We start from the raw sequence: 24,173 nt of genomic DNA on the forward strand, positions 1-24,173 counted from the left end.
CACGGCATTATTATTTAAATTTAATTATCAGTATTTAAGCTCTTTATGAAGCACATTCGAAATTTTTCAATTATTGCCCACATCGATCATGGTAAATCAACCTTATCGGACCGTTTAATCCAACATTGTGGTGGCTTGCAAGCCCGCGAAATGGAAGCTCAAGTTCTTGACTCTATGGATATTGAACGTGAACGTGGTATCACGATTAAAGCACAAAGCGTAACGTTAGATTATAAAGCCAGAGATGGTGAAACATATCAATTAAACTTTATCGATACTCCAGGGCACGTAGATTTCTCTTATGAAGTATCACGCTCTTTAGCTGCCTGTGAAGGGGCATTGCTTGTTGTAGATGCTGGCCAAGGTGTAGAAGCGCAGACACTAGCAAATTGTTATACCGCTATCGAAATGGATTTAGAGGTTGTGCCAATTTTAAATAAAATTGACTTACCGCAAGCTGATCCTGACAGAGTAGCCGAAGAAATTGAAGATATTATTGGTATTGATGCGACTGACGCTGTGCAATGTTCTGCCAAAACCGGCATTGGTATTGAAGAAGTACTTGAAAGCATTGTAGCCAATGTACCACCACCAATTGGTAATAAAGATGATAAATTACAAGCGCTAATTATTGACTCATGGTTTGATAATTACCAAGGTGTTGTGTCACTGGTACGGGTGATGCACGGTGAAATTAAAAAAGGCGATAAAATGACTGTTATGTCTACCGGGCAAAGTCATATTATCGATAAAGTAGGTATATTTACGCCTAAGCAAACTGATACTGGCGTTTTAAAAACAGGTGAAGTTGGTTTTATCATTGCTGGCATTAAAGAAATTCACGGCGCACCAGTTGGTGATACTTTAACGCTAACAAAAGATGCTGCTAGCGAACAACTACCTGGATTTGAAAAGGTAAAACCACAGGTTTATGCCGGAATATTCCCAATCAGTTCAGATGATTTTGAAAACTTCCGTGATGCGTTAAATAAGTTAAGCTTAAATGATGCGTCACTATTTTTTGAACCAGAAAGCTCAGGTGCATTAGGTTTTGGTTTCCGTGTTGGTTTCTTAGGCATGCTGCATATGGAAATTATCCAGGAGCGATTAGCTCGTGAATATGATCTTGATCTTATTGCTACTGCACCAACAGTTAACTATGAAGTTTTATGTACTAATGGCAAAGTTGTTAGTATTGATAATCCTGGCGAATTGCCAGCGGTAAACGAAATAGAAGAAATTAGAGAGCCAATAGTTGAAGCCAATATATTGGTGCCACAAGAGCATTTAGGTAATGTAATTACACTGTGTATTGAAAAACGTGGCGTACAAAAATCGTTAACCTATCATGGTAAGCAAGTCGCGGTTAAATACGAACTACCTATGGCTGAAGTGGTAATGGATTTCTTTGATAAATTAAAGTCTACCAGTCGTGGTTATGCCTCACTTGATTATAGCTTTGTCCGTTTTGAAGCATCAGATATGGTTCGCTGCGATGTGCTGATTAATGGCGACAGAGTTGATGCATTAGCAATGATAACTCACCGTACCAATTCAGTATCACGTGGCCGCCAATTAGTTGAAAAATTAAAAGAGCTTATTCACCGTCAAATGTTTGATGTGGCTATTCAAGCTGCCATCGGTAATAACGTGATCGCCCGTACAACAGTTAAGCAGTTACGTAAAAACGTAATTGCAAAATGTTATGGTGGCGATATTTCACGTAAGAAAAAATTATTACAGAAGCAAAAAGAAGGTAAAAAACGGATGAAACAAGTTGGTAATGTTGAAGTACCACAAGAAGCGTTTTTAGCTGTTTTAAAACTAGGGAAGTAAATATAAATTATGGCGATGTATTTTTCATTATTTTTAGTCATTATCACAATTGTAACTGGCGTAGTGTATTTTTTAGATAAATTCATTTATGCGCCTAAACGACAGTTGAATTTGCTGGCAACTCAAGAACAATGTGCGCAGCCTCTAGATGACGTTGCTATCGAGAAAATTACCACGCCAAATGCTTGGATTGACACATCGGTACAAGTATTTCCTGTTATTGCTTTTGTCTTAATTTTACGTTCATTTATTTACGAACCATTTCAAATACCATCAGGTTCGATGATGCCAACGTTGCTCGATGGCGATTTTATTTTAGTTAACAAGTTTAATTATGGTCTGCGTGAACCTGTTGCTCGCAATAAATTTATTGATATAGGTGCACCTGAACGTGGTGATGTAGTTGTGTTTAAATACCCACTACAACCTGAAATTGATTACATCAAACGTGTTGTTGGTTTACCTGGCGATAGAATTATTTACCGCAATAAATCTCTTTTTATTCAGCAAAAATGTACAGATACCACAGTTGCATGTCCTAAAATGGAACAAGTGTTAACTACGTTTAAACAAACCGGTGAATATCAACAACAGGGCATGCCATTAACTCGATATGAATCGGCAATGCCAAACAAAACTCATGAAATTCTGGTGAACAATAATACCTATCCGCAAAATCATCGCTATTTCAATCAGCCAGGCCTGAAAAAAGGTGAATGGTTAGTACCTGAAGGGGGCTATTTAGTGATGGGTGATAATCGTGATAACAGTACCGATGGCCGTTTTTGGGGATTTGTTCCTGAAGAAAACCTTGTCGGTGAAGCTGTCGCAATTTGGATGAGTTTTGACTTTGAACGTAAACAAGAAGACTTTATCCCAACTTGGGTTCCTTCAGGCGTTCGTTTATCACGTATAGGTGGAATTAATTAATTGGCTAAACCATTGCACTTAAATCGCTTGCAAGGCAGGCTTGGCTATCAATTTAATAATGATCAGTTACTTGTTCAAGCATTAACTCATCGTAGTGCCAAAGGTGAAAATAACGAACGTTTGGAATTTCTCGGTGACTCTATTCTTGGTTATGTAATAGCTCGAGTTTTATTCGAAAAATTTCCAGCAGCAAGCGAAGGTGAACTTACTCGTATGCGGTCCACTTTGGTTAGGGGAGTCACTCTTGCTGAAATTGGCAGAGCCTTTGATTTAGGTGATTATTTAATACTCGGGCCGGGAGAATTGAAAAGTGGTGGGTTTCGCCGTGATTCAATTTTAGAAGATGCTATTGAAGCAATTCTTGGGGCAGTATTTTTAGATTCAGACTTACCAACCTGTAGAGCATTAGTATTAACTTGGTTTACTGAGCGCTTAGAAAAAATAAATCCTGGGCAAAGCCAAAAAGATCCAAAAACTCGCTTACAAGAATACCTGCAAGGGCGTAAGTTACCACTTCCGCTTTATGAAGTAATAGCAACAACTGGCCAATCACATAATCAGCAATTTACCATTAGCTGTGTGATAGAAACAGTAGCTGAGGCTATTATTAGTAAAGGTACGTCGCGCAGAAAAGCTGAACAAGCGGCCGCACAACAGGCGTTGGAGCTACTCAATGTTAAATAAAGATGATTTTTTAAATGATAGCCAAAGTGATAATCATTGCGGCTTGGTTGCGTTAGTAGGCCGTCCCAATGTTGGAAAATCTACATTACTAAATGCCTTGTTAGGCCAAAAAATAAGTATTACTTCACGTAAACCGCAAACCACGCGTCATCGTATTTTAGGTATTTTAACCGAAGGGACTCGTCAAGCTGTTTTAGTTGATACTCCAGGGCTTCATACGGAAGAAAAACGTGCGATTAACCGTTTAATGAATCGTGCAGCAAGCAGCTCTATTGCCGAAGTTGAGCTCATTATCTTTTTGGTTGAAGGTACAAAATGGACAGAAGATGATGACTTGGTGTTAAGTAAAATAAAACAATCTGGTCGCCCAACAATTTTGGCGGTCAACAAAATTGATAACGTGCAAGACAAAGAAGAGCTTTTACCGCACCTACAAAAAATAGCTGCTATGCATGACTTTCAAGATATTGTACCTATTAGCGCAGTTAAAGGTGACAAGGTAGATAAAATTCGTGAGCTATGTTTATCTTCATTACCTGGAGGAGACTTTTGGTTTCCTGAAGATCACATTACTGATCGCTCTTCGCGTTTTATGGCATCAGAAATTGTACGTGAAAAACTTATTCGTTTTACCGGCGATGAATTACCATACTCCACAACTGTTGAAATAGAGCAGTTCAAATCGGATCAAAAAGGTATTTTACATATCAATGCCTTGATCCTTGTTGAGCGAAATTCACAAAAGCGCATGGTGATAGGTAATAAAGGCGAAAAACTAAAAGTTATTGGCCGTGAAGCACGTAAAGATATGGAAGCGTTATTTGAACGACAAGTGTTTTTAGAGACCTGGGTTAAAGTTAAATCAGGCTGGGCAGATGACGAACGAGCATTGCGTAGTTTAGGTTATGGTGATGACTATTCTGGCTAGCAGTTAACTAAATGGCAGCCAACAAGGACATTAACTTACAGCAAGCATACCTTCTGCATTCAAGGCCATATCGTGATAGCAGCATGTTAGTAAATTTACTTACTGAACAAAACGGTCATGTGAGTGCTGTTGTTTATGTTGGAAAAGGCAAGAAATCAAATAAAAAAGGGCTATTGCAGCCCTTTGCTAATTTACAGATAGAGATAAAGGGTAAGAATGATTTAAAAAATTTATCTCGAATTGAGCATGCAGAAAAAAGCATGCAACTGAGTGGCAATTATTTATTTAGCGGTTTTTACCTCAACGAACTTATGGTTCGCCTTCTTCCTGAAAATATTCCATTAGAGAATCTGTTTAGTCTTTACCAAAATAGCCTTGCTCAGTTATTGGCGCAAAATGACTTAGAGCCACTATTACGTCGCTTTGAAATGAGTCTATTGGCTGAGTTAGGTTTGTCTTTAGATTTTTCTGAACTTACCGCAAAGCCACTCGATGTTAATGAACCTTTCTGTGAAGACGTTTATTTTATTCAGGAGCAGGGGTTTGTTAGCGCAGATTATCAATGTAATTTGCCCAGTTATAAGCGCTCGCATTTAATTACTATCGGTGATGGAAAATTAGAGCAAGCCGACGTATTATTAACCTGTAAACGCTTGATGCGACAAGTATTAAAGAGTTATTTAGGGAATAAACCATTAAATAGCCGAAAACTTTTTATCAATAAATTAGCTAGATAACCAAGAAAGGAATTTTTATGAGTGATATTTTATTAGGTGTAAATGTTGACCATATTGCAACACTACGCCAGGCACGTGGCACAACGTATCCTGATCCTGCGCATGCAGCATCGGTTGCCGAACATGCTGGTGCTGACGGTATCACCATCCATTTACGCGAAGATCGCCGTCATATCAATGATCGTGATGTTGAAGTGATGGCTAACACCATTCAATCACGGATGAATTTAGAAATGGCGGTTACCAATGAAATGTTGGATATTGCCTGTCGCATAAAACCGGTATTTTGTTGCTTGGTTCCTGAAAAGCGGGAAGAGTTAACCACCGAAGGTGGCTTAGATGTTGCGGGGCAAATGGATAAAATATCTGACGCTGTAGGACGTTTAGCTGAAGCGGGTATTTTAGTCAGTTTATTCATTGATGCCGACCCGATACAAATCGAAGCCGCAAAAGCTTCTGGGGCGCCTTTCATTGAAATTCATACAGGCCATTATGCAGATGCAACTACAGAAGATGAACAATTAAAAGAATTGCTTCGTTTAACTGACGGAATAAAATATGCGGATAGTCTGGGCTTGAAAGTCAATGCTGGCCATGGTTTGAATTACTTCAATGTAAAACCTATTGCTGCCATTGAAGAAATTATTGAGTTGAATATCGGACATGCAATTATAGCTCGTGCGGCCATTGACGGTTTAGACAAGGCTGTACGTGATATGAAGCGATTAATGGTCGAAGCTAGACAATCCGCTCGAAGCTAGCAACGAGAGACGAGAGACGAGAAACGAAGAGCAGGCCTTGTAATCAACCGACACACTAGTGTCGTCCTGAACTTGTTTCAGGATCTAATTCAGGATCTGTTATTAACATAAGGTAGTTCATGTCGGTAGTTGGAATTGGTAATGACATTGTACAAATCAGCCGTATTGCAAATATGGCTGACAAAGCACGAGCACGCTTAGCGATAAGAGTGCTAACACCAAGAGAGCATGCTCATTACCTTACTTTAAAACAACCTGAGCGATTTCTGGCAAAACGATGGGCAGGCAAAGAGGCTGCTGCGAAGGCGTTAGGACGAGGTATAGCCGATGGTATATCTTTTCAACATTTCGATATTATAAGTTTACCTTCTGGTCAGCCAATACTTGAGATCTCTGGCCGAGCACTAGAAATTGCTAAAACCCTTAACGCCAATTCATGGCATATTAGCTTATCTGATGAACAAAAATATGCGTTAGCGTTTGTTGTTTTATCTAAGTAGCTCATTCATATGCACTTTCTAATGAGAAAAGATTAGCAAAATGAAAAAAATTCTAGTGATTGGTTATGTTTGGCCCGAGCCAAATTCGTCTGCTGCTGGCACTCATATGATGTCAATTATGCGTTTATATAAACAGCAAGGTTGGCAAGTTGAATTTGCTACCCCGGCACAAAAAAGTGACCATATGATTGACTTGGCTAATGAGAACATTTCTAGTCAGTCGATAACCCTAAACTGCGACTCTTTTGATACTTACATTAGTGCCTACGAACCCGATATTGTGATGTTCGACCGCTTCATGATGGAAGAACAATTTGGTTGGCGGGTTGAACAAAGTTGCCCCTCAGCGTTGAAAATATTAGATACCGAAGACTTACAATGTTTACGGCAAGCCCGTCATCAAGCACTTAAAGCGAATCAAGAATTAGACCATTCATTGTTATATAGTGAATTGGCCAAACGTGAAATAGCGGCAATTTTACGTTGTGATATTTCATTAATTATTTCCAGTTTTGAAATGGATTTATTAATCAATACCTTTAATATTGATGCTGAGCTATTACACCATTTACCATTTATGGTTGAGCTTAATAAGCTGCCAAAAGACACATTAGGCTACGCTGAACGTAAAAATTTTATGACCATTGGTAATTTTCGTCATGCGCCAAATTGGGACGCAGTACTTTATTTACAAACCATTTGGCCGTTGATCAGAAAACAGTTACCGCAAGCTGAATTACACATTTATGGCTCTTATCCGCCACCGAAGGCTACTGCGCTGAGTAATCCTAAAACTGGATTTATTGTCAAAGGCTGGTGCGAGAGTGCACTTTCAGTTATGGAACAGTCACGTGTATGTTTAGCCCCGATTCGATTTGGTGCTGGCATCAAAGGTAAGCTTTTAGACGCTATGATAATGAAAACACCGAGCATTACCACATCGGTTGGTAGTGAAGGAATGCATAAAGGAGGATTATGGCCTGGTGTTATTAACGATGATATAAATGATTTTGCCAATGCTGCAGTTGCATTATATAAGGATGAAGAAGCTTGGCAAAATGCTCAAAATGTAGCGCACAGTTTACTCATCTCAAATTATGATAGCGAGTCATTGGGTGAAGCATTGATTGATAAAATAATCGATGTCGAGCAAACCTTAGCGGCTCATCGTCTGAAAAATTTTACTGGTGCAATGCTAAAACACCATTCAATGGCGAGTACCAAATACATGTCACAATGGATTGCCGCTAAAAATTTAAATCAACAACAGTGATACCACTGTAGTTTCGAATACGCTGTCGCTTCGATTATGCTGAGCTTCGAATACATTGCACTTCGATAGTTACTTCGTGATTCGAAATGCAATGTATTCGTAACTCGTTACTGAATAACTCAACAGCCGCTAATAAACGGCTTGAATATTCTCTAGGTAGTCATCAGAGTTTTCTAACACAGCATCAATTTCATCAAACAATTCAAAAAATTCTGGCTCAAGCGTTTCTAAAGAAACATGCTGTTTTACTTGTGATTCTAAGCTTTTTACAATTCTTTCCAGCCTAGGAACCCCAACGTAGCAACAAGCACCGTTTAGCTTATGTACTAACGCACTGGTTGTAGATAAGTCTTCTAGACGGATATTATTTTGTAAGGCAACTTTCATTTCTGGTAATGACTGAATAAGCATAGTGAACATTTCAAGGGCTAAATCAATCTTATTGGCAGAACGGGTTAATGATAAATTCCAGTCATAAATACCGTTAAAAGTATTAGGCTGTGCAATGTTTTTATTTGCGACCGAGTTAACTTGTTCATTTATTATTGGACTAAGGTTTTCAATGCCCGAATGATCAAGAAGTATATTTTCTAACAATGACTCATCAATCGGTTTGGCTAAATAGGTATTGAAGCCTTCACTGATAAATTTCTCTTTTTCACCTGGCAATGCATGAGCTGTTACAGCTGTGATACACGTGTCTGCATTTAGTGAGTCTTCCTTGATTTTTTTCATTGCCGTAATGCCATCCATTACTGGCATTTGAATATCCATTAAAATTAAATCATATTTGTCCTGACAACATAAATTGAATGCTTCTCGCCCATCTTTTGCTAACGTAACGTTTGCAACTTTTTGAGTGAGTAAGCTTTGAATTAACTTTAAATTTGCTTGGTTGTCATCGACAGCAAGTACGGTTAAAGGGAGCTTTTCATTAATGCTTTGCTTGCTTTCATCTGCTGTTTTTTCAATTCTCTTCGTATTAACCAACATTGCATTTTTTAAGTTTTTGTTAGTAATTGGTTTATTTATGCAAGATTGTGCACCAGATTTAATAAATGTATTTTTAAGGCTTAAAGAGTTGCTGTTTATGGCGATAATTACTTTTGCAATTTTTATCGATAATCGCTCAATGAGCTTTTTAATATCTTCGATATTTGTAGCGGTAACTTGTTGGCCGATTAACGCGTAGTCAAAGTGTTGATTTAGCTGCGATTCGTTTAATTGTGAAATATCTTCTACCGAGGTGAGTTGCATATTCCAATGGCTTAAAACTGCCTCGGTTGCTTTCCTACTATGGGTATTTTTCTCAATATATAAGATTGATTTATGTTCAAGTTCAAAAGGTTCAACAATATTATCAACTGGCAATTGATTGAGCTCAGTTTTAAAGGTAAAGGTAAAACTAGAACCTTTGTGGGGTTGACTGGTAAATGTAATGTTACCTCCCATTTCAGTCGCTAACCGTTTAGCAATAACTAAGCCTAACCCCGTGCCACCATATAAGCGCGTAATACTTTTATCTGCTTGTGAAAACGCTTCAAACAAAGTTTCTTCTTGCTTGGTGCTTATGCCTATACCTGTATCAGTAACCGTTAGAGAGATCATAACGTCTGAATTATCCTCTATGGCATAGTCTACATCTACCTTGATAAATCCTTGGTTAGTAAATTTAATCGCATTACTTAATAAATTAATTATTACTTGTTTCACCCTTAAAGAATCACCGATTAAAGAGTTTGGTAAGTGCGGGTTTATATCTAGAGATAATTCGAGGTTTTTACTATGTGCAGAAGCAGACACCAGAATAACCGCTTCATCTATAGTATCTCTAAAACCAAAAGGTATATGCTCAAGTACCATTCTGCCTGAGTCTAGCTTGGAAAAATCAAGGATATCGTTAATGATAGATAGTAAATTATTGGCGGAATTGTCTATGGTACCAAGGTACTCGCGTTGTGTTTCACTTAGTTGGGTTTTTAATATTTGTCTGGTAAAACCTATGACTCCATTTAGAGGGGTACGTAGTTCATGACTCATATTAGCCAAAAATTCAGACTTCACTCTGTTTGCGTCTTGGGCTTTTCTTTTGGCGAGATCTAATTGTACGTTTTGAATTTCAAATTGCTCTAACGCCGCACGTAAATCTCTTGTTGCTTGGTCGATGTTGGACTCTAAATCTAATTGGTAATCTTCAATCGCTTGCGCCATATTATTGATACCAATTCGCAGAATATCTAGTTCACCTTCAAATGGGTCATCTATACGTGCGCCCAAAACGCCCTGACGAATTTGCAACACAATATCATTCATTTCCTTAACCGGGCCGGAAATAATTAATACCAATCGATTAGCAAAATTTGATGATAAAAATACGCCAAAAAAGACAGTAGATAAAGTGATTAAAATGATAAGTTGTTTGTCGAATAAAGTCCCTGCTTTGCTTAGCTCTATAACAAAATAGCCGTAATATACAGCATCTTGATCCTCTTCATCTTCATCAAAATTTTTAACAAATACTGGGTTGTATAAAATGAAGCTGCCAGCCGTTTCTTGCACAATTGCTTCATTCAGTTGATAAACATCTTTGAGTTTATATTCTGCTGAATTGTTTGAGCCGTTATTGTTATATAAATTTATATTGGCGTGATCAAATAAAAGCAAATTAAGAATTTCGGAGGAGTTACTACCTTGTACGTAGCCGAGCAATTGCTGCAAACCATATTGTTCACTATCGTTTATATTCTTGACGACACTAACTGACAACGTTTCTGCAATATGCTTGCCCTTATTAACTAAGGCATTGTCTACTTCTGTAACACGAGTTTGAGCAAAATAAACACCTAAAATTGTGCCAATTATTAATGTTGGTAAAACAGCAAATAAAATAACCCAGTCCTTGATAGTTATTTTGATCATAATTAAGCTCTTATTCGTGTTAAAATTATTTTTTATGGTTGTTTCCAATAATGGCACCTTTTTAATCAAACTTGTAGAGTATCTGGATAATAAATGGTTAATTTTTATAAACCCAAAGCTGTCAAAAAAAGCATTAATCAGCAATTAACTGTTGAAATTAAAAGTCTCGATATGAATGGTGATGGAGTTGCACGTCAAGGGAAGAAACCTATCTTTGTTGAATTAGCCTTGCCTGGTGAAACAGTCGAAGTCAAAGTCACTGAAGAAAAGTCTAAATACTTACGAGCTAAAGCAAAAAAAATATTAGTTGCTGCCAGTACTCGAATTAAACCTGTGTGTAAGCATTTTTATCAATGCGGTGGTTGTGATTTGCAGCATTTAGACTACGAGCAGCAATTAACTTTCAAACAGCAAAAAATCAGCGATTTATTTCGTCGTAACTCTAATATTGAGCACTTACCCTGGGAGACCGCACTACATGTTGATATTTGGCATTACCGCCGTAAAGCAAGAATTGGTGTGCAATATAATAAATTAAATCAGGCCATTGTTGGTTTTCGACAAAAAAGTTCTAATGTGTTGACGCCGATAAAAAGTTGTCCTGTATTGCCAGACGTTTTTGCCGATGAATTTTCTGACTTCTCTACATTAATAAATAGCTTTAGTAGTAAACAAGCTATCTCACACATAGAAGTTATTGCCGCTGAAGAACCGCTAGTCATTTTTAGGCAAGTCAGAAAATTGAGCACCGAAGATCAGCAAAAACTGCTTGAATTTAATCAACATAAACCTTATCAAATAGCCTTACAGCAAGATGGTGGCTTACATTATCTTGTAACACAAAACAGTCCTTATTTAAGTTACAAAGTAAATGGGTGTGATTTACAGTTTTCCCCGACAGATTTTGTGCAGGTTAACATTAACTTAAATACCAAAATGGTTAACCAAGCAATTCAATGGTTAGCACTTGAACCTCAGGATAATATTCTCGATTTATTTTGTGGTTTGGGGAATTTCAGTTTACCGATTGCCAAGCAAGTTAACTCTGTTATTGGCGTCGAGGGTGTGCAAGATATGGTTGAACGAGCAGATATGAATGCTCAGGCTAACCAGTTAACGAACTGTAAATTTTACCAAGCAGACTTAAATGCCGAAACGAATGACTGGCCTTGGTTAACGGCAGATAGCGAAAATATGGTTAACAAAATTGTATTAGATCCCGCTAGAGCTGGTGCATATAATGCAGTAAAAAATATAGTAGAACTAAATGTAAATACCGTACTCTATATATCTTGTGACGCTGCCACAATGGCCAGAGATGCGAAAGTATTACTTGATAATGGCTTCACCCTTAGAAAAATATGTTTAATGGATATGTTTAGCCATACCAGGCATGTTGAAACAATGGCACTATTTTGTCGTTGATAGTTTGTAACAATTTTAGTTTAGTATTTTATTAAAAAATCGATAGGAAAATTAATGGTTTCAGTACGGAAATCTCATCAGCTATCTGCAGAAAATTTTGATACTTGGTTGGCAGAGTTAGACCTTAATGAACAAAAATACAGCGCCCTTGAACTATTGTGGGCAAAGTTACATGTTCATTTTAATAAGAATTTATTGTGCCAGCAAAAAGCCTTAGAGATGGTAGAAATTTTAGCTGGTTTGAATATGGACAAAGATTCATTGTCAGCCGCAATGATTGTGCCGCTAATCGAGACAGACATTATTGATTTAGATACGGTTGAAGAAACTTATGGCAAAGCAATTTACACCTTAGTTAAAGGGGTAAATCAAATGGATGCAATACGTAGCTTACAGCAACCAAGCGGCGTTCATTTAGCCAGTGGTCAAATTGATAACTTGCGTAAAATGTTACTGTCAATGGTTGAAGATGTTCGTGCAGTAGTGATTAAACTGGCTGAACGAGTATGCAATTTACGCTTTGTTAAAAATGCCGATGAAGAAAGCCGGGTATTAGCAGCCAAAGAAAGCGCCAGTATTTATGCACCTTTGGCTAATCGCTTAGGAATAGGGCAGTTAAAGTGGGAACTCGAAGATATATCATTTCGCTATTTACACCCCAATACCTATAAAAGAATAGCAAAGCTGCTCGATGACAAGCGCTTAGTTCGTGAACAATACATGAGTGATTTTGTTGCCAACATCCAACAACAGCTAGATAAATTAAATATAAAAGGCATTGTTTATGGCCGCCCTAAACATATCTACAGCATTTGGAAAAAGATGCAGCAAAAATCATTAGATTTTGACCAGTTGTTTGATGTTAGGGCAATTCGAGTTGTCGTGGATGAATTACAAGATTGTTACGGCGCCTTAGGTGTTGTACATACTAGTTGGAAACATTTGGCGAGTGAATTTGATGATTATGTTGCTACGCCAAAAGCTAATGGTTATCAATCCATACATACCGTTGTTCTGGGGCCTGAAGGCAAATCAGTAGAAGTGCAAATTCGTACTCAGCAAATGCACGATGATGCTGAACTTGGGGTTGCTGCACATTGGCGTTATAAAGAAGGCAATGCTAGTGGCAAAGCAGGAAGCTTTGATGAAAAAATAAACTGGTTACGTAAATTACTGCAATGGCAAGAAGATGTGTCAGGCTCAGATGAGTTGGTTGATGAACTACGCAATGAAGTGTTTGAAGATCGAATTTATGTATTTACTCCTAATGGTGATGTTATTGATATGCCCAATGGCTCTACACCGTTAGATTTTGCCTATTACATACACTCTAATGTTGGTCATTGTTGTATAGGCGCTAAAATCACCGGAAGAATAGTCCCTTTTACTTATAAATTAAAAACAGGCGAACAATTAGAAATACTAACCAGCAAACAACCAAACCCTAGTCGTGATTGGTTAAATCCGAGTTTAGGTTACATACACACAGCTCGAGCTCGCTCAAAAGTGCAAGCTTTTTTTAAGCACCTAGATAAAGATAAACACATTCAGGCAGGGAAAGAAACTTTAGAGTTGGAGTTACAACGCCATGAACTTAGCGATGTTGATTTTAACCCAATTTTAAAGCGTTTTAATGTACATAACCTTAATGATTTATATGCGGTAATTGGTAGCGGCCAAGTTAAAATTTTGCAAGTAATACATCAATTGCAGTTTCAGCTTGATAAATTAAAGCCTGCGGCTGAAGTCGACCCTAAAATGGTGATCCGCCAACAGTCAGAAAAACAGCAAGTTGATAATAATGGCATTACGGTTTCAGGAGTTGGTAACTTACTAACTCACATGGCCAAATGTTGTCAACCAGTGCCGGGGGATAACATTCAAGGGTTTATAACTCAAGGACGCGGTATATCAATTCATCGTGGCGATTGTGAGCAACTGCAAAATTCGTTAAAGCAATCCCCTGAGCGGTTAGTTGACGTGCAATGGGGTGATAAAGTTGGTCATAACTATAAAGTTGCGATTCAAATTACTGCTGGTGATCGACAAGGGTTATTGCGTGATGTAACGACAATTATTGCCAATGAAAAAGTAAATGTGTTGGATATGTCATCACGCATGGATAATAAACACCGCTTATATATTATGGATTTTAAATTGGAGGTTGCCAGCGCACAGCTGCTGGATCGGCTTGTGAGTAAGATTGATCAACTTGATGATGTTGTTGCGGTAAAACGACTTCGCAGCTAAATAACAAAATAATAATAGATAATGAGTAATAAGGTAGTGCAATGCTAAATAGCCCTGGTTCAATTGAAAAGCTAATTTGGATCATGAGTCAATTAAGAGATCCAGTTAAAGGCTGTCCTTGGGATCTTAAGCAAAGTTATGAAACGATTGTGCCTTATACACTTGAAGAAGCGTTTGAGGTTGCCGAGGCGATTGAAAGTAATGACTATGATGAGCTTGAAAAAGAACTGGGTGACTTGCTCTTTCAAGTCGTTTTTTATGCGCGTTTAGGCGAAGAAGAACAAAAGTTTAATTTTTCTGACATAGTAAGTGCTATTTGTGAAAAGCTCATCCGCCGCCATCCGCATGTATTTGCCAATTCAGTGGGTCTTTCAGAGCAAGAAATAAAAGCTAACTGGGAGAATGAAAAAGCCAAGGAGCGTGTGCAAAAAAATAATCAAACATCAGTTTTAGATGACATACCTAAAGCATTACCGGCTTTGTCACAGGCGGCAAAAATTCAAAAGCGCTGTTCTCATGTTGGCTTTGACTGGGACAATATTGAAGATGTTCTAGCGAAAGTGAAAGAAGAAGTATTGGAAGTCGAAGAAGAACTTTTAGCCCAAAATATAAATAACGCTCTCGTCGCCGAAGAGATTGGCGATTTGTTATTTGCTGTGGTTAACTTAGCTCGACATGCCAAACAAGATCCCGAGCAACTACTGCGTCAAGCAAGTCGAAAGTTCACCAAACGTTTTAATTATATCGAGCAATATCATTTTGATAATAACCTTGATATCAAACAGTCGACATTATTGCAGTTAGAACACCTTTGGCTACAAGCTAAGAACATAACCATTTAGGAAATTAGTATGAAAATGAAAGCCGTAATATTTACTTTATTAAGCGCTACAATTTTAACCATAAACTCCAATCTATCGACTGCTAGTGAAGCGCCGTTGGTTTCAATTAAAAGCCAAGATGCATTTTTTAATAATATCAAAGCTCATTGTGGCAAAGCATTTGCTGGTCAAGTTACCGTTGATAATTCATCATCGGACAGTTTTGCCAATAAAGCATTAGTGATGCATGTAAGAAAATGCAGTGACACTGAATTACAAGTACCATTTCATGTTGGTGAAGACTCATCACGTACTTGGATCATCACTAAAACTGGCAGCGGTATGTCGTTAAAGCATGACCATCGCCATAAAGATGGTTCAAACGATGAATCAACCATGTATGGTGGTCATACATTGGACGCAGGTTGGGCACAGGTACAATCATTTCCAGCAGACCAATACTCGAAAGAGTTGTTTGTCAGCCTGGGTATTCCACAGTCGAATGGTAATACCTGGCAAATGTATATCTACCCTGAAGTTTTCACGTACAGAATGGTTAGAGAAGGACGCGAGTTTAGAGTTGATTTTGACCTAACAAAGCCTATTACCCCACCAAGCGCTCCTTGGGGCTATAAAGATTAGTTGCGACAGCCCATATAATTCAATCCGCGGGCAATTAACGTCATAAAAACGTCATCTTTTTGTCACCGCGCTGACATCTTTTAACTTTATTCTACTTCTAAATCTAAGGAGTAGAATATGTTAAAAGTGAATTCCAGAATAAATCTAATTCGTAAACGAAGTGCCGCAGATAAAGTATATGTACCAAGTGACGCCCGAGAAAATCAATATGTATTAGTTGAATTTAAACCTAATTTAGCCTTACTGGAATTAATCTCTGGTAAGTCAAACAATGGTGTATATTTTTCTGATTTCTATCGAAACTTGAGTCATAGCTTTTTTAATTTATGTGAGCAATATGGTTTTGAAAATGTCAGCTTTATTGCTAAAAATAAATTAGTAAGAGTGATGTATGCGCAAGAACAGCAAGTGATTGAAACGCAGCAGCAAATCCTGTTTATGTATAACCCCGAAGTTCATACTGGGCTAAGAACATTTTTTAATGCCGATTTGTTGGCTGATAAAATAGAGTTATTATTTTTAGCAACTGGAGAGCAGCTTCGTTTAAATGCGCCTGAATTTCATCAACGAGTTAGTGAATTAATCACTACATTTTCCCGATTGATGAGCGTCGATATTGGCACCTTTAAAATACGCGATCATCAACATTTGACCTACGATGTATTTTCGTCAGTTAAAGGCAATAAGAAAACCGTCACTCATGGCTTTAGGCCTTTGATTAAAAGGTATCAGCAACAATCATTAATATTACCTAAAACTAATCACAATATGACGTTTGCAATAGCAAGCTTACCGGTAAATAAGAGTTTATTGCAGTTTTGTGATATTGATGAAAGTGCGCCAGATCCTTACAATCCGCTGTACACATATGTAAGTGATTTATTTGTAAAAATTGCCAAGCAATACAATCTTAATCAACTAGCGATAGTTGCTAATGGTAAAGTGCCTATTATTCGACAAGACAATGAAGATTATCTGTTGCCTAAAGGTGAGTTGCTTTATCTTGGATTTAAACCTGTTGGTAGTGGTGGCCTTTTTGTAAGTCAGTGGGATAGTCAAAACTTGGTTGATACCATTAAATTAGTATTTATCGCATCAGAAATAAATATAAATAAACGCGGCTATGGTCGGTTTGTAAACCATTTAACCGAGGCGTTAAAGCAATTAAGTTTTGAATTAGGGTATAAGCCCAACAAAGACACTGTGATGCTTAGGTTTCATCAACATTTGATGTATAACCTTCCCAAAGCAAATGACAGTTCAACTGGGATATAAAAATTTATTGACCATTGATGGTGGCTAATATTCTGCGCGGGGAAGCGTGATCACGATGTTCATTCAAATATATACCCTGCCATGTGCCTAATGCCAGTAGGCCATTGGTAATAGGAATAGTTAATTGACAACCTAAAATAGACGACTTGATATGTGCTGGCATATCATCGCTTCCTTCATAGTCATGCTCGTAATAGGGTGCATTTTCAGGCACAAATTTATTAAAATGTCGTTCCAAATCTGCGCGCACTGTCGGATCGGCATTTTCATTTATTGTTAGTGACGCTGAGGTATGTTGTAAGAATAGATGCAATACCCCCATTTCTATGGTTTGTATTTGCGGTAATTGCACTGAAATTTCATTATCAATTAAATGAAATCCACGATTTTTAGCGTTAAGTTTTATTTGCTGTTGCAACCACATTTTGACCTCTGTTGTGCGGAGTAATTATTGATATAACTTGTATAGCAAAATATTATAGATACTGACATAAAATCTCTATTGTTGAAATGCTTCTCTTTTGCTACAATATCGCCCCGTCCTGCTACACTTGTAGCGAAAGTAAATTTATACGTTAAATCTACTTAAAATAAACAATTTTCTGTTAATTCCATTGTTCTGGGTTTCAAATGACAACAAGATATATTTTTGTAACTGGTGGGGTTGTATCATCCCTTGGTAAAGGTATTGCTGCTGCTTCAATGGCTGCTATTTTAGAAGCTCGTGGCTTAAAAGTTACCATGCTAAAACTTGATCCGTATATTAACGTTGATCCAGGTACCATGAGCCCTATTCAACATGGTGAAGTTTTTGTTACTGAAGACGGTGCTGAAACCGATTTGGATCTTGGCCATTACGAGCGTTTTATTCGTACCAAGATGACTAAGAAAAATAACTTTACTACCGGTAGAATCTATCAAGGTATCCTAGCGCGTGAACGCAGAGGTGAATTTCTTGGTGCAACAATTCAAGTTATCCCGCATATTACCAATGATATTAAACGTCGGGTAATTGAAGGTGCTGAAGGCTACGATGTTGCTCTGGTTGAGATTGGCGGAACGGTTGGTGATATAGAATCACAACCATTCTTAGAAGCAATTCGTCAATTAGGTGTTGAGCTAGGCCGTGAACGTGCTATGTATATGCATTTAACGTTAGTACCTTATCTTGCTGCTTCTGGTGAAATAAAAACTAAACCAACCCAACACTCGGTTAAAGAATTACGTTCTATTGGTATTTTCCCTGACATTCTTGTGTGTCGTAGTGAACGTCCTATCCCTGCAAACGAACGTGCAAAAATAGCCTTGTTTACCAATGTAGAAGAAAGAGCTGTTGTGTCAATGCGTGACGTAAACAGTATCTACAAGATCCCTGCAATGCTAAAAGCGCAAGGTATTGATGAAATTGTCTGTAAGCGTTTTGGTATTGAAGCGCCTGAAGCTGATTTACACGAATGGGAACAAGTGCTATTCCATGAAGCTAACCCTAAGGGTGAAGTAACTATTGGTATGGTTGGTAAGTACATTGAATTACCAGATGCCTATAAATCGGTTAATGAAGCACTAAAACATGCAGGCCTTAAAAATCAGTTAACTGTAAACATTAAATACATTGATTCACAAAGTGTTGAAGCCAAAGGGTCGGAAGCGCTTGAAGGTGTAGATGCATTACTTGTTCCTGGTGGTTTTGGTGAACGTGGCGTTGAAGGTAAAATAGCAACGGCTAAATATGCTCGTGAGAACAACATCCCATACTTTGGTATTTGTTTAGGCATGCAGGTTGCACTAATCGAATATGCTCGTAACGTAGCTAACATGACTGACGCCCATTCTACAGAGTTTGATGCAGAATCCACGCACCCAGTTGTTGGTCTAATTGAAGAATGGTTAGATGAAGATGGTCAAGTTGAAATGCGTGATAGCAATTCAGATCTTGGCGGCACTATGCGCTTAGGCTCACAACAATGCCATTTGATAGCGGGTACCCGTGCGGCAAATATATATGGCGGTACAAGTGTTTTTGAACGCCATCGCCATCGCTTTGAGGTAAACAATAACTTCCGCAAAGAGTTATCTGATGCCGGTTTAGTGTTCTCAGGTTTATCAGCAGACAAAAAGCTGGTTGAGATGATTGAGATACCAGAACATATTTGGTTTGTTGCTGGCCAGTTCCATCCAGAGTTTAATTCAACCCCTCGTGATGGACATCCGCTATTTGAAAGTTTTGTTGCTGCAGCATTTGAGCATCAAAAATTACTAGAAAAATAATTAAATAGATAAAGCCGCGTTTTTTACATGCGGCTTTATTACTTCTACGGCTCTATTTCATAGAATGTAATTCGATTGCTTAATAAGTGATCTATTCGATGAAAAAAAACATTGTTCCAACATGTAATTTTTAAAAGATTTTTATCTTTTTTATCTTTATTATAGAGCCATAATTTATAAATTTACTATCTGTTAAAAATTGAAATTTTGAGGTTAATATGTCTGAAATAGTTAAAATCATCGCGCGTGAAGTTATGGACTCTCGTGGTAACCCTACGGTTGAAGCTGATGTGCGTTTAGCATCTGGTGCGTTTGGCCGTGCTTGTGCTCCATCTGGTGCATCAACTGGTTCTCGTGAGGCACTTGAATTACGCGATGGTGACAAAGCTCGTTACTTAGGTAAAGGTGTATTAAAAGCCGTTGCTGCGGTAAATAACCAAATCGCTGGCGCGTTAATTGGCAAGAGCGCTTTAGCACAAAGCGAAATTGATCAATTAATGATCGACCTTGACGGCACTGAAAATAAAGAAACATTTGGCGCTAATGCTATTCTTGCCGTGTCTCTTGCTGTTGCTAAAGCTGCAGCTGTTGATAAAGGTGTTGAGCTTTACGAACACATCGCCGATCTAAATGGCACTCCTGGTGTATATAGTCTGCCAGTACCTATGATGAATATTATTAACGGTGGCGAACATGCAGACAATAATGTTGATATTCAAGAGTTTATGATCCAACCTGTTGGCGCACCTAACTTTAGCGAAGCGTTACGCATGGGTGCAGAAGTATTTCATGCCCTTAAAAAGGTTTTATCAAGCAAAGGTTTAAATACCGCTGTTGGTGATGAAGGTGGTTTTGCCCCTGATTTGGCCTCAAATGCTGATGCATTAGCCGTTATTAAAGAAGCTATTGCTGCAGCCGGTTATGAACTTGATAAAGACATTACTTTAGCGATGGATTGTGCTGCTTCAGAATTTTATGATGCTGATAAAGGTATTTATGACCTTAAAGGTGAAGGCAAGCAATTCACTTCAAATCAATTTTCAGACTACTTAGCTGAACTTTGCCAGCAATACCCAATTGTTTCAATTGAAGATGGTTTGGATGAATCAGACTGGGATGGTTTCAAATATCAAACAGATCTAATTGGTGACAAAGTACAAATTGTTGGTGATGATCTGTTCGTTACTAATACTAAAATACTTAAACGCGGTATCGATAACGGTATTGCTAACTCAATTTTAATTAAATTTAACCAAATCGGTTCACTAACTGAAACGTTAAATGCAATTAAAATGGCTAAAGATGCTGGTTTTACTGCTGTTATTTCTCATCGTAGTGGTGAAACTGAAGATGCTACTATTGCAGATTTAGCGGTTGGTACTGCAGCTGGCCAAATTAAAACAGGTTCATTATGTCGTTCAGACCGTGTTTCTAAGTACAACCAACTTCTTCGTATTGAAGAATTCTTAGGTGACAAAGCGATTTATAACGGTCGTAGCGAAATTAAAGGCCAATAAACTAATAGTTATTATAAGCTCTTAAATTAGCTGGTTAATTTTATAAAAGGCTCTTCAATTGAAGAGCCTTTTTCTTTTATAGCAGCCGATGATGAGCTATTATTATTTAATCTAAGTTTGAAGTTATTTTGAGCAGGTTTGTAAATGCATGATTTATTATCTAACGCACTCGAGCACTCGACCCAGTTTTCTGAACTGTGTAGTGCTTTGTATGAGCGGGAAATAAATCTGTTAGCCAATACTCAGTTAAACAGTAAAGAACAAATTCAAGCGCGCTTGAAAAGCTTAAATTATTATGTGAAACGCACTGCAGGCTCTATGTTGGCAGTGCAAAGCCCACTTTTGCTTGATTTGCAAAATGCCAGTTGGACAGAGAAACAATCGAAACAGTTGCCAATAAAAGAGCAAACTGACGCTGATATCCAAAAATGGTATCAAAGCAATAAACTTTGTTTAGGCTTAGTAGTGCCTGTACTCATTAAAGATCGTGAAAAATCTCGTATAATGATTGATTGCATTGACCGAGTAGATGAAGAAAATCAACGTTTTAGAACAAATTATTGTGGTTGGTTTTATTTAAATAAAACGCCATCTCATCAAGACGAAAGTTACACTTTGCTTAAACCCAGCAAAAAAGTGTTTACTGCAGCGTGCAGCGGGCATCAATGGCAGGGCAATAATCGTACTCAGCCGCTCACCCTACCACTAAGAGAGTTATTACTGTCTTGTCAAATAAACTGGCGTAATTTGCGCTTGCCAGTATCTTTAAAGTCGACCATTTTTAATTAAAAACTCGTTCTAGGTTAATATTAATGGACTTGTGATCCTCAGTATTTATAATGATCAGTACAATAATAATTATTAAATTTATATATACTCGTTTATGCGTTTAATCACAGCTATGCTGGTACTTTTTTTAGTATTACTTCAATACCGTCTTTGGTTTGGAAAAAACAGCGTGCCTGATTATCTCGAATTAAAAGAGAGCGTTGCTCGGCAAGTAGATCTTAACAATAAACTTAAACAGCGAAATAAACTGATTTATGCCGATATTGATGATCTTAAAAATGGTTTGCAAGCGGTTGAAGAGCGAGCTCGGAATGAACTGGGCATGATTAAAGATGGCGAAACTTTTTTCCGCATTATCCCTACAGAGAACTAACCTTGAATAGTAAAATAGACTCCCTTTGTGTTGTTTTACCCGCCGCAGGTATCGGTAAACGTATGAGTCAAAATATCCCTAAACAATACCTGAAAATTAATGATAAATGCATTATTGAGCACACCATTGAACGGTTGCTTTCGCACCCGAGAATTGGCCAAGTTATGGTTGTACTTGCTGAGCATGATAATATTTTCTCAGCTCTTGAAATATCAAAAAATGCCAAAGTCTGTACTACTATTGGCGGAAAAGAACGAAGTGATTCTGTGCTAGCTGGACTAAAAGCAATATCTGAACAAACTTGGGTGTTGGTGCACGACGCCGCACGTCCTTGTTTAACTCATACTGATATAGATGCCCTCATTGACTTTTGCATTGAACAAAATACTGGCGCAATTCTAGCTTCGCCGGTTAGAGATACAATGAAGCGCAGCCAGCACAATCAAAAAATTGAAAACACAGAAAACCGTGACAACTTGTGGCATGCACAAACACCGCAAATGTTTAAACATGAACAATTAATTTCTTCCCTGGAGCAAGCATTAGCACATGGTGTGGCAATAACCGATGAAGCATCAGCGATGGAGTTTGCCAATGTTGATTGTTTTATTGTTAGTGGACGGGAAGATAATATTAAGATCACCCGTCCAAGTGATTTAAATTTAGCTGCGTTTATATTAACCCAGCAAAAGGAAGAAACATGCGTATAGGACATGGTTTTGATGTTCATAAATTTGGTGGTGTCGGGCCAATAGTATTAGCCGGTGTTAATATTGATTTTGAACATGGTTTTATTGCTCATTCTGATGGCGATGTTGCTATTCATGCCTTGTGTGATGCCATATTGGGTGCCTTAGCACTAGGAGATATTGGTAATCATTTTCCAGATACTGACGCCAATTATGAAAATATTTCCAGCCGAATCTTGTTGCGTCATGTTGTTTCATTAATGCTTGAGCGTAACTATCAAATTGGTAATGTGGATATAACCATTGTGGCGCAGGCGCCGAAAATTGCTCCTCATTTGTTAACTATGCGCGAAATCCTTAGTGAAGATTTACAAACCCAAATTGGCAATGTGAATGTAAAAGCCACAACTACAGAAAAACTTGGCTTTGAAGGTCGTAAAGAAGGTATTTCAGTTCATTCAGTAGTACTCTTGAATCCTGTAAGATCAAAGGCAACATCACATGACTAACTCGATAACCGAATTGGCATATTTATATGACAAGCCAAAAAGTCACGGTGAATTGCGCAGTTGTGTAGATGACTTTAAAGTGTTTGAAATTTTACCCTTTGAACCCTGCGGTGAAGGTGAACATTTAATTATTCACATTCGCAAGACCGGGGCTAATACCTTATTTGTTGCTCGCCAATTAGCGAAGTATTTTAAGGTAAAAGACGCATTAGTATCTTACGCTGGGTTAAAAGATCGAAATGCCGTGACCGAACAATATTTTGGTGTACATGTGCCTGGTAAAACTCAGTACGATCTTAGCGATTTAGATATCGAAGGTGTGCAAGTTTTATCCTATAAGCGTCATAACAAAAAATTAAAAACCGGTGCATTAATTGGCAACCGTTTTGAATTAATGCTTAGAAATGTTGATGATATTGACGACATTAAAACAAGATGGCAAAAAATCCTATCTTTTGGTGTTCCTAATTATTTTGGCGAACAGCGCTTTGGCCAACAGGGCAATAACTTAACTGCAGCAAGTGAACTGTTCAATGGCAAAAAAGTAAAAGATAAGAAAAAACGCGGCTTTTATTTATCGGCGGCGCGTTCGTTTCTGTTTAATCAATTTGTTAATGAACGCATAAACAACAACCAATTCTCCAGCCCAATGAATGGCGATGTTTATATGCTTAGCGGCTCGCGCTCTATATTTTCTCAAGATGAAATTGATGACGTGATCATGACCCGATTGGCTGAGAAAGATATTGCAATTACTGCGCCACTCTGGGGGGCAGGAGAGGTAGCTACATCTAATCAAGCCTTAGACTTCGAGCAAGAGCTAGCTAGTAATTATGTTGAATTTTGTCAAGGCTTAGCAAAGTTTGGTTTAAAACAAGAGCGCCGGAGTATTAGTTTGTTTGTAGAATCAGGTCAGCTGGAGGTTATTAACGATGACATAAAATTGTCATTCTTTTTACCCGCTGGCTGCTTTGCAACCACCATTTTACGAGAGCTGTTGCAATATACTGATGTCTCGCAAAGCCATTTTGAACAGTAATTAAAGAA

Annotated in this window: 22 protein-coding genes; 20 read left to right on the forward strand and 2 right to left on the reverse strand. The window is 37.9% G+C overall.

The annotated features are described in order from the left end of the window. Positions 1-45: 45 nt before the first annotated feature. The 8 genes from lepA (at position 46) to RI844_RS18530 (ending at position 7,649) form a co-directional block, all read left to right on the forward strand. Positions 46-1,836, forward strand: a complete 1,791-nt coding sequence (lepA, locus tag RI844_RS18495) for a translation elongation factor 4 (protein ID WP_348396118.1) — start codon at positions 46-48, stop codon at positions 1,834-1,836. Positions 1,837-1,845: 9 nt separating this feature from the next. Beyond that, on the forward strand, positions 1,846-2,766 hold the full coding sequence (gene lepB, locus RI844_RS18500) for a signal peptidase I (RefSeq protein ID WP_348396119.1): 921 nt from the start codon (positions 1,846-1,848) through the stop codon (positions 2,764-2,766). After that, positions 2,767-3,450 (forward strand): ribonuclease III, encoded by a 684-nt coding sequence (gene rnc, locus RI844_RS18505; protein ID WP_348396120.1) that lies wholly within the window; start codon positions 2,767-2,769, stop codon positions 3,448-3,450. After that, positions 3,440-4,378 carry a GTPase Era gene (gene era, locus RI844_RS18510; protein ID WP_348396121.1) on the forward strand — a complete coding sequence of 313 codons (939 nt, stop codon included), beginning with the start codon at positions 3,440-3,442 and terminating at the stop codon, positions 4,376-4,378. Before rnc ends, era begins: the two co-directional genes overlap by 11 nt. An 11-nt stretch (positions 4,379-4,389) precedes the next feature. Then, complete coding sequence (gene recO / locus RI844_RS18515) at positions 4,390-5,115, forward strand: DNA repair protein RecO (RefSeq protein ID WP_348396122.1); 726 nt, start codon at positions 4,390-4,392, stop codon at positions 5,113-5,115. Positions 5,116-5,132: 17 nt separating this feature from the next. After that, positions 5,133-5,876 carry a pyridoxine 5'-phosphate synthase gene (gene pdxJ / locus RI844_RS18520; protein WP_348396123.1) on the forward strand — a complete coding sequence of 248 codons (744 nt, stop codon included), beginning with the start codon at positions 5,133-5,135 and terminating at the stop codon, positions 5,874-5,876. Between the two features lie 119 nt (positions 5,877-5,995). Then, positions 5,996-6,376, forward strand: a complete 381-nt coding sequence (gene acpS, locus RI844_RS18525; RefSeq protein ID WP_348396124.1) for a holo-ACP synthase — start codon at positions 5,996-5,998, stop codon at positions 6,374-6,376. A gap of 40 nt (positions 6,377-6,416) precedes the next feature. Beyond that, positions 6,417-7,649 (forward strand): glycosyltransferase family 4 protein, encoded by a 1,233-nt coding sequence (locus tag RI844_RS18530; RefSeq protein WP_348396125.1) that lies wholly within the window; start codon positions 6,417-6,419, stop codon positions 7,647-7,649. Positions 7,650-7,778: 129 nt separating this feature from the next. Here the strand turns inward: RI844_RS18530 and barA are convergent, their stop codons facing one another. After that, positions 7,779-10,568: a two-component sensor histidine kinase BarA gene (gene barA, locus RI844_RS18535; RefSeq protein WP_348396126.1), complete on the reverse strand. Its 2,790-nt coding sequence runs from the start codon at positions 10,566-10,568 to the stop codon at positions 7,779-7,781. Between the two features lie 93 nt (positions 10,569-10,661). On the opposite strand from barA, the gene rlmD reads away from it, so the two are divergent. The 5 genes from rlmD (at position 10,662) to RI844_RS18560 (ending at position 16,981) form a co-directional block, all read left to right on the forward strand. After that, entirely contained in the window at positions 10,662-11,993 is a 1,332-nt protein-coding gene (gene rlmD, locus RI844_RS18540; protein ID WP_348396127.1) for a 23S rRNA (uracil(1939)-C(5))-methyltransferase RlmD, read from the forward strand. Positions 11,994-12,047: 54 nt separating this feature from the next. Beyond that, complete coding sequence (gene relA / locus RI844_RS18545) at positions 12,048-14,243, forward strand: GTP diphosphokinase (protein ID WP_348396128.1); 2,196 nt, start codon at positions 12,048-12,050, stop codon at positions 14,241-14,243. A gap of 41 nt (positions 14,244-14,284) precedes the next feature. Next, the gene (gene mazG / locus RI844_RS18550) at positions 14,285-15,085 is read left to right on the forward strand and encodes a nucleoside triphosphate pyrophosphohydrolase (protein WP_348396129.1); all 801 of its coding nucleotides are present in this window, start codon (positions 14,285-14,287) and stop codon (positions 15,083-15,085) included. A gap of 9 nt (positions 15,086-15,094) precedes the next feature. Further along, positions 15,095-15,706 carry a hypothetical protein gene (locus RI844_RS18555; RefSeq protein WP_405054427.1) on the forward strand — a complete coding sequence of 204 codons (612 nt, stop codon included), beginning with the start codon at positions 15,095-15,097 and terminating at the stop codon, positions 15,704-15,706. 117 nt (positions 15,707-15,823) lie between these two features. Further along, positions 15,824-16,981 (forward strand): DUF3083 family protein, encoded by a 1,158-nt coding sequence (locus RI844_RS18560; RefSeq protein ID WP_348396130.1) that lies wholly within the window; start codon positions 15,824-15,826, stop codon positions 16,979-16,981. A gap of 4 nt (positions 16,982-16,985) precedes the next feature. On the opposite strand, the gene RI844_RS18565 is transcribed toward RI844_RS18560, so the two are convergent. After that, positions 16,986-17,405, reverse strand: a complete 420-nt coding sequence (locus tag RI844_RS18565) for a secondary thiamine-phosphate synthase enzyme YjbQ (RefSeq protein ID WP_348396131.1) — start codon at positions 17,403-17,405, stop codon at positions 16,986-16,988. Between the two features lie 206 nt (positions 17,406-17,611). On the opposite strand from RI844_RS18565, the gene RI844_RS18570 reads away from it, so the two are divergent. The 7 genes from RI844_RS18570 to truD all read left to right on the forward strand — a co-directional run bounded on the left by RI844_RS18570 (position 17,612) and on the right by truD (position 24,165). Further along, a complete protein-coding gene (locus RI844_RS18570; RefSeq protein WP_348396132.1) occupies positions 17,612-19,249 on the forward strand; it encodes a CTP synthase in 1,638 nt (545 codons plus the stop codon). 218 nt (positions 19,250-19,467) lie between these two features. After that, positions 19,468-20,766: a phosphopyruvate hydratase gene (gene eno / locus RI844_RS18575; RefSeq protein WP_348396133.1), complete on the forward strand. Its 1,299-nt coding sequence runs from the start codon at positions 19,468-19,470 to the stop codon at positions 20,764-20,766. Positions 20,767-20,910: 144 nt separating this feature from the next. Continuing rightward, positions 20,911-21,555 carry a hypothetical protein gene (locus RI844_RS18580; RefSeq protein ID WP_348396134.1) on the forward strand — a complete coding sequence of 215 codons (645 nt, stop codon included), beginning with the start codon at positions 20,911-20,913 and terminating at the stop codon, positions 21,553-21,555. A 94-nt stretch (positions 21,556-21,649) separates the two neighbouring features. Then, positions 21,650-21,928, forward strand: a complete 279-nt coding sequence (gene ftsB / locus RI844_RS18585) for a cell division protein FtsB (protein WP_348396135.1) — start codon at positions 21,650-21,652, stop codon at positions 21,926-21,928. Between the two features lie 2 nt (positions 21,929-21,930). Next, positions 21,931-22,638 carry a 2-C-methyl-D-erythritol 4-phosphate cytidylyltransferase gene (gene ispD / locus RI844_RS18590; protein ID WP_348396136.1) on the forward strand — a complete coding sequence of 236 codons (708 nt, stop codon included), beginning with the start codon at positions 21,931-21,933 and terminating at the stop codon, positions 22,636-22,638. Further along, positions 22,629-23,126, forward strand: coding sequence for a 2-C-methyl-D-erythritol 2,4-cyclodiphosphate synthase (gene ispF / locus RI844_RS18595; protein WP_348396137.1), 498 nt, complete (start codon positions 22,629-22,631; stop codon positions 23,124-23,126). Before ispD ends, ispF begins: the two co-directional genes overlap by 10 nt. Then, entirely contained in the window at positions 23,119-24,165 is a 1,047-nt protein-coding gene (gene truD, locus RI844_RS18600; RefSeq protein ID WP_348396138.1) for a tRNA pseudouridine(13) synthase TruD, read from the forward strand. The genes ispF and truD overlap by 8 nt, the downstream gene beginning before the upstream one ends. The last annotated feature ends 8 nt before the right edge of the window (positions 24,166-24,173 follow it).

Source organism: Thalassotalea fonticola, from assembly GCF_032911225.1.
GTDB classification, from domain to species: domain Bacteria; phylum Pseudomonadota; class Gammaproteobacteria; order Enterobacterales; family Alteromonadaceae; genus Thalassotalea_A; species Thalassotalea_A fonticola.

Coding starts and splice junctions, on each gene's coding strand:
- lepA (WP_348396118.1), top strand. CDS start 46: ATGAAGCACATTCGAAATTTTTCAATTATTGCCCACATCGATCATGGT.
- lepB (WP_348396119.1), top strand. CDS start 1,846: ATGGCGATGTATTTTTCATTATTTTTAGTCATTATCACAATTGTAACT.
- era (WP_348396121.1), top strand. CDS start 3,440: ATGTTAAATAAAGATGATTTTTTAAATGATAGCCAAAGTGATAATCAT.
- recO (WP_348396122.1), top strand. CDS start 4,390: ATGGCAGCCAACAAGGACATTAACTTACAGCAAGCATACCTTCTGCAT.
- pdxJ (WP_348396123.1), top strand. CDS start 5,133: ATGAGTGATATTTTATTAGGTGTAAATGTTGACCATATTGCAACACTA.
- acpS (WP_348396124.1), top strand. CDS start 5,996: ATGTCGGTAGTTGGAATTGGTAATGACATTGTACAAATCAGCCGTATT.
- RI844_RS18530 (WP_348396125.1), top strand. CDS start 6,417: ATGAAAAAAATTCTAGTGATTGGTTATGTTTGGCCCGAGCCAAATTCG.
- barA (WP_348396126.1), bottom strand. CDS start 10,568: ATGATCAAAATAACTATCAAGGACTGGGTTATTTTATTTGCTGTTTTA.
- rlmD (WP_348396127.1), top strand. CDS start 10,662: ATGGTTAATTTTTATAAACCCAAAGCTGTCAAAAAAAGCATTAATCAG.
- relA (WP_348396128.1), top strand. CDS start 12,048: ATGGTTTCAGTACGGAAATCTCATCAGCTATCTGCAGAAAATTTTGAT.
- mazG (WP_348396129.1), top strand. CDS start 14,285: ATGCTAAATAGCCCTGGTTCAATTGAAAAGCTAATTTGGATCATGAGT.
- RI844_RS18555 (WP_405054427.1), top strand. CDS start 15,095: ATGAAAATGAAAGCCGTAATATTTACTTTATTAAGCGCTACAATTTTA.
- RI844_RS18560 (WP_348396130.1), top strand. CDS start 15,824: ATGTTAAAAGTGAATTCCAGAATAAATCTAATTCGTAAACGAAGTGCC.
- RI844_RS18565 (WP_348396131.1), bottom strand. CDS start 17,405: ATGTGGTTGCAACAGCAAATAAAACTTAACGCTAAAAATCGTGGATTT.
- RI844_RS18570 (WP_348396132.1), top strand. CDS start 17,612: ATGACAACAAGATATATTTTTGTAACTGGTGGGGTTGTATCATCCCTT.
- eno (WP_348396133.1), top strand. CDS start 19,468: ATGTCTGAAATAGTTAAAATCATCGCGCGTGAAGTTATGGACTCTCGT.
- RI844_RS18580 (WP_348396134.1), top strand. CDS start 20,911: ATGCATGATTTATTATCTAACGCACTCGAGCACTCGACCCAGTTTTCT.
- ftsB (WP_348396135.1), top strand. CDS start 21,650: ATGCGTTTAATCACAGCTATGCTGGTACTTTTTTTAGTATTACTTCAA.
- ispF (WP_348396137.1), top strand. CDS start 22,629: ATGCGTATAGGACATGGTTTTGATGTTCATAAATTTGGTGGTGTCGGG.
- truD (WP_348396138.1), top strand. CDS start 23,119: ATGACTAACTCGATAACCGAATTGGCATATTTATATGACAAGCCAAAA.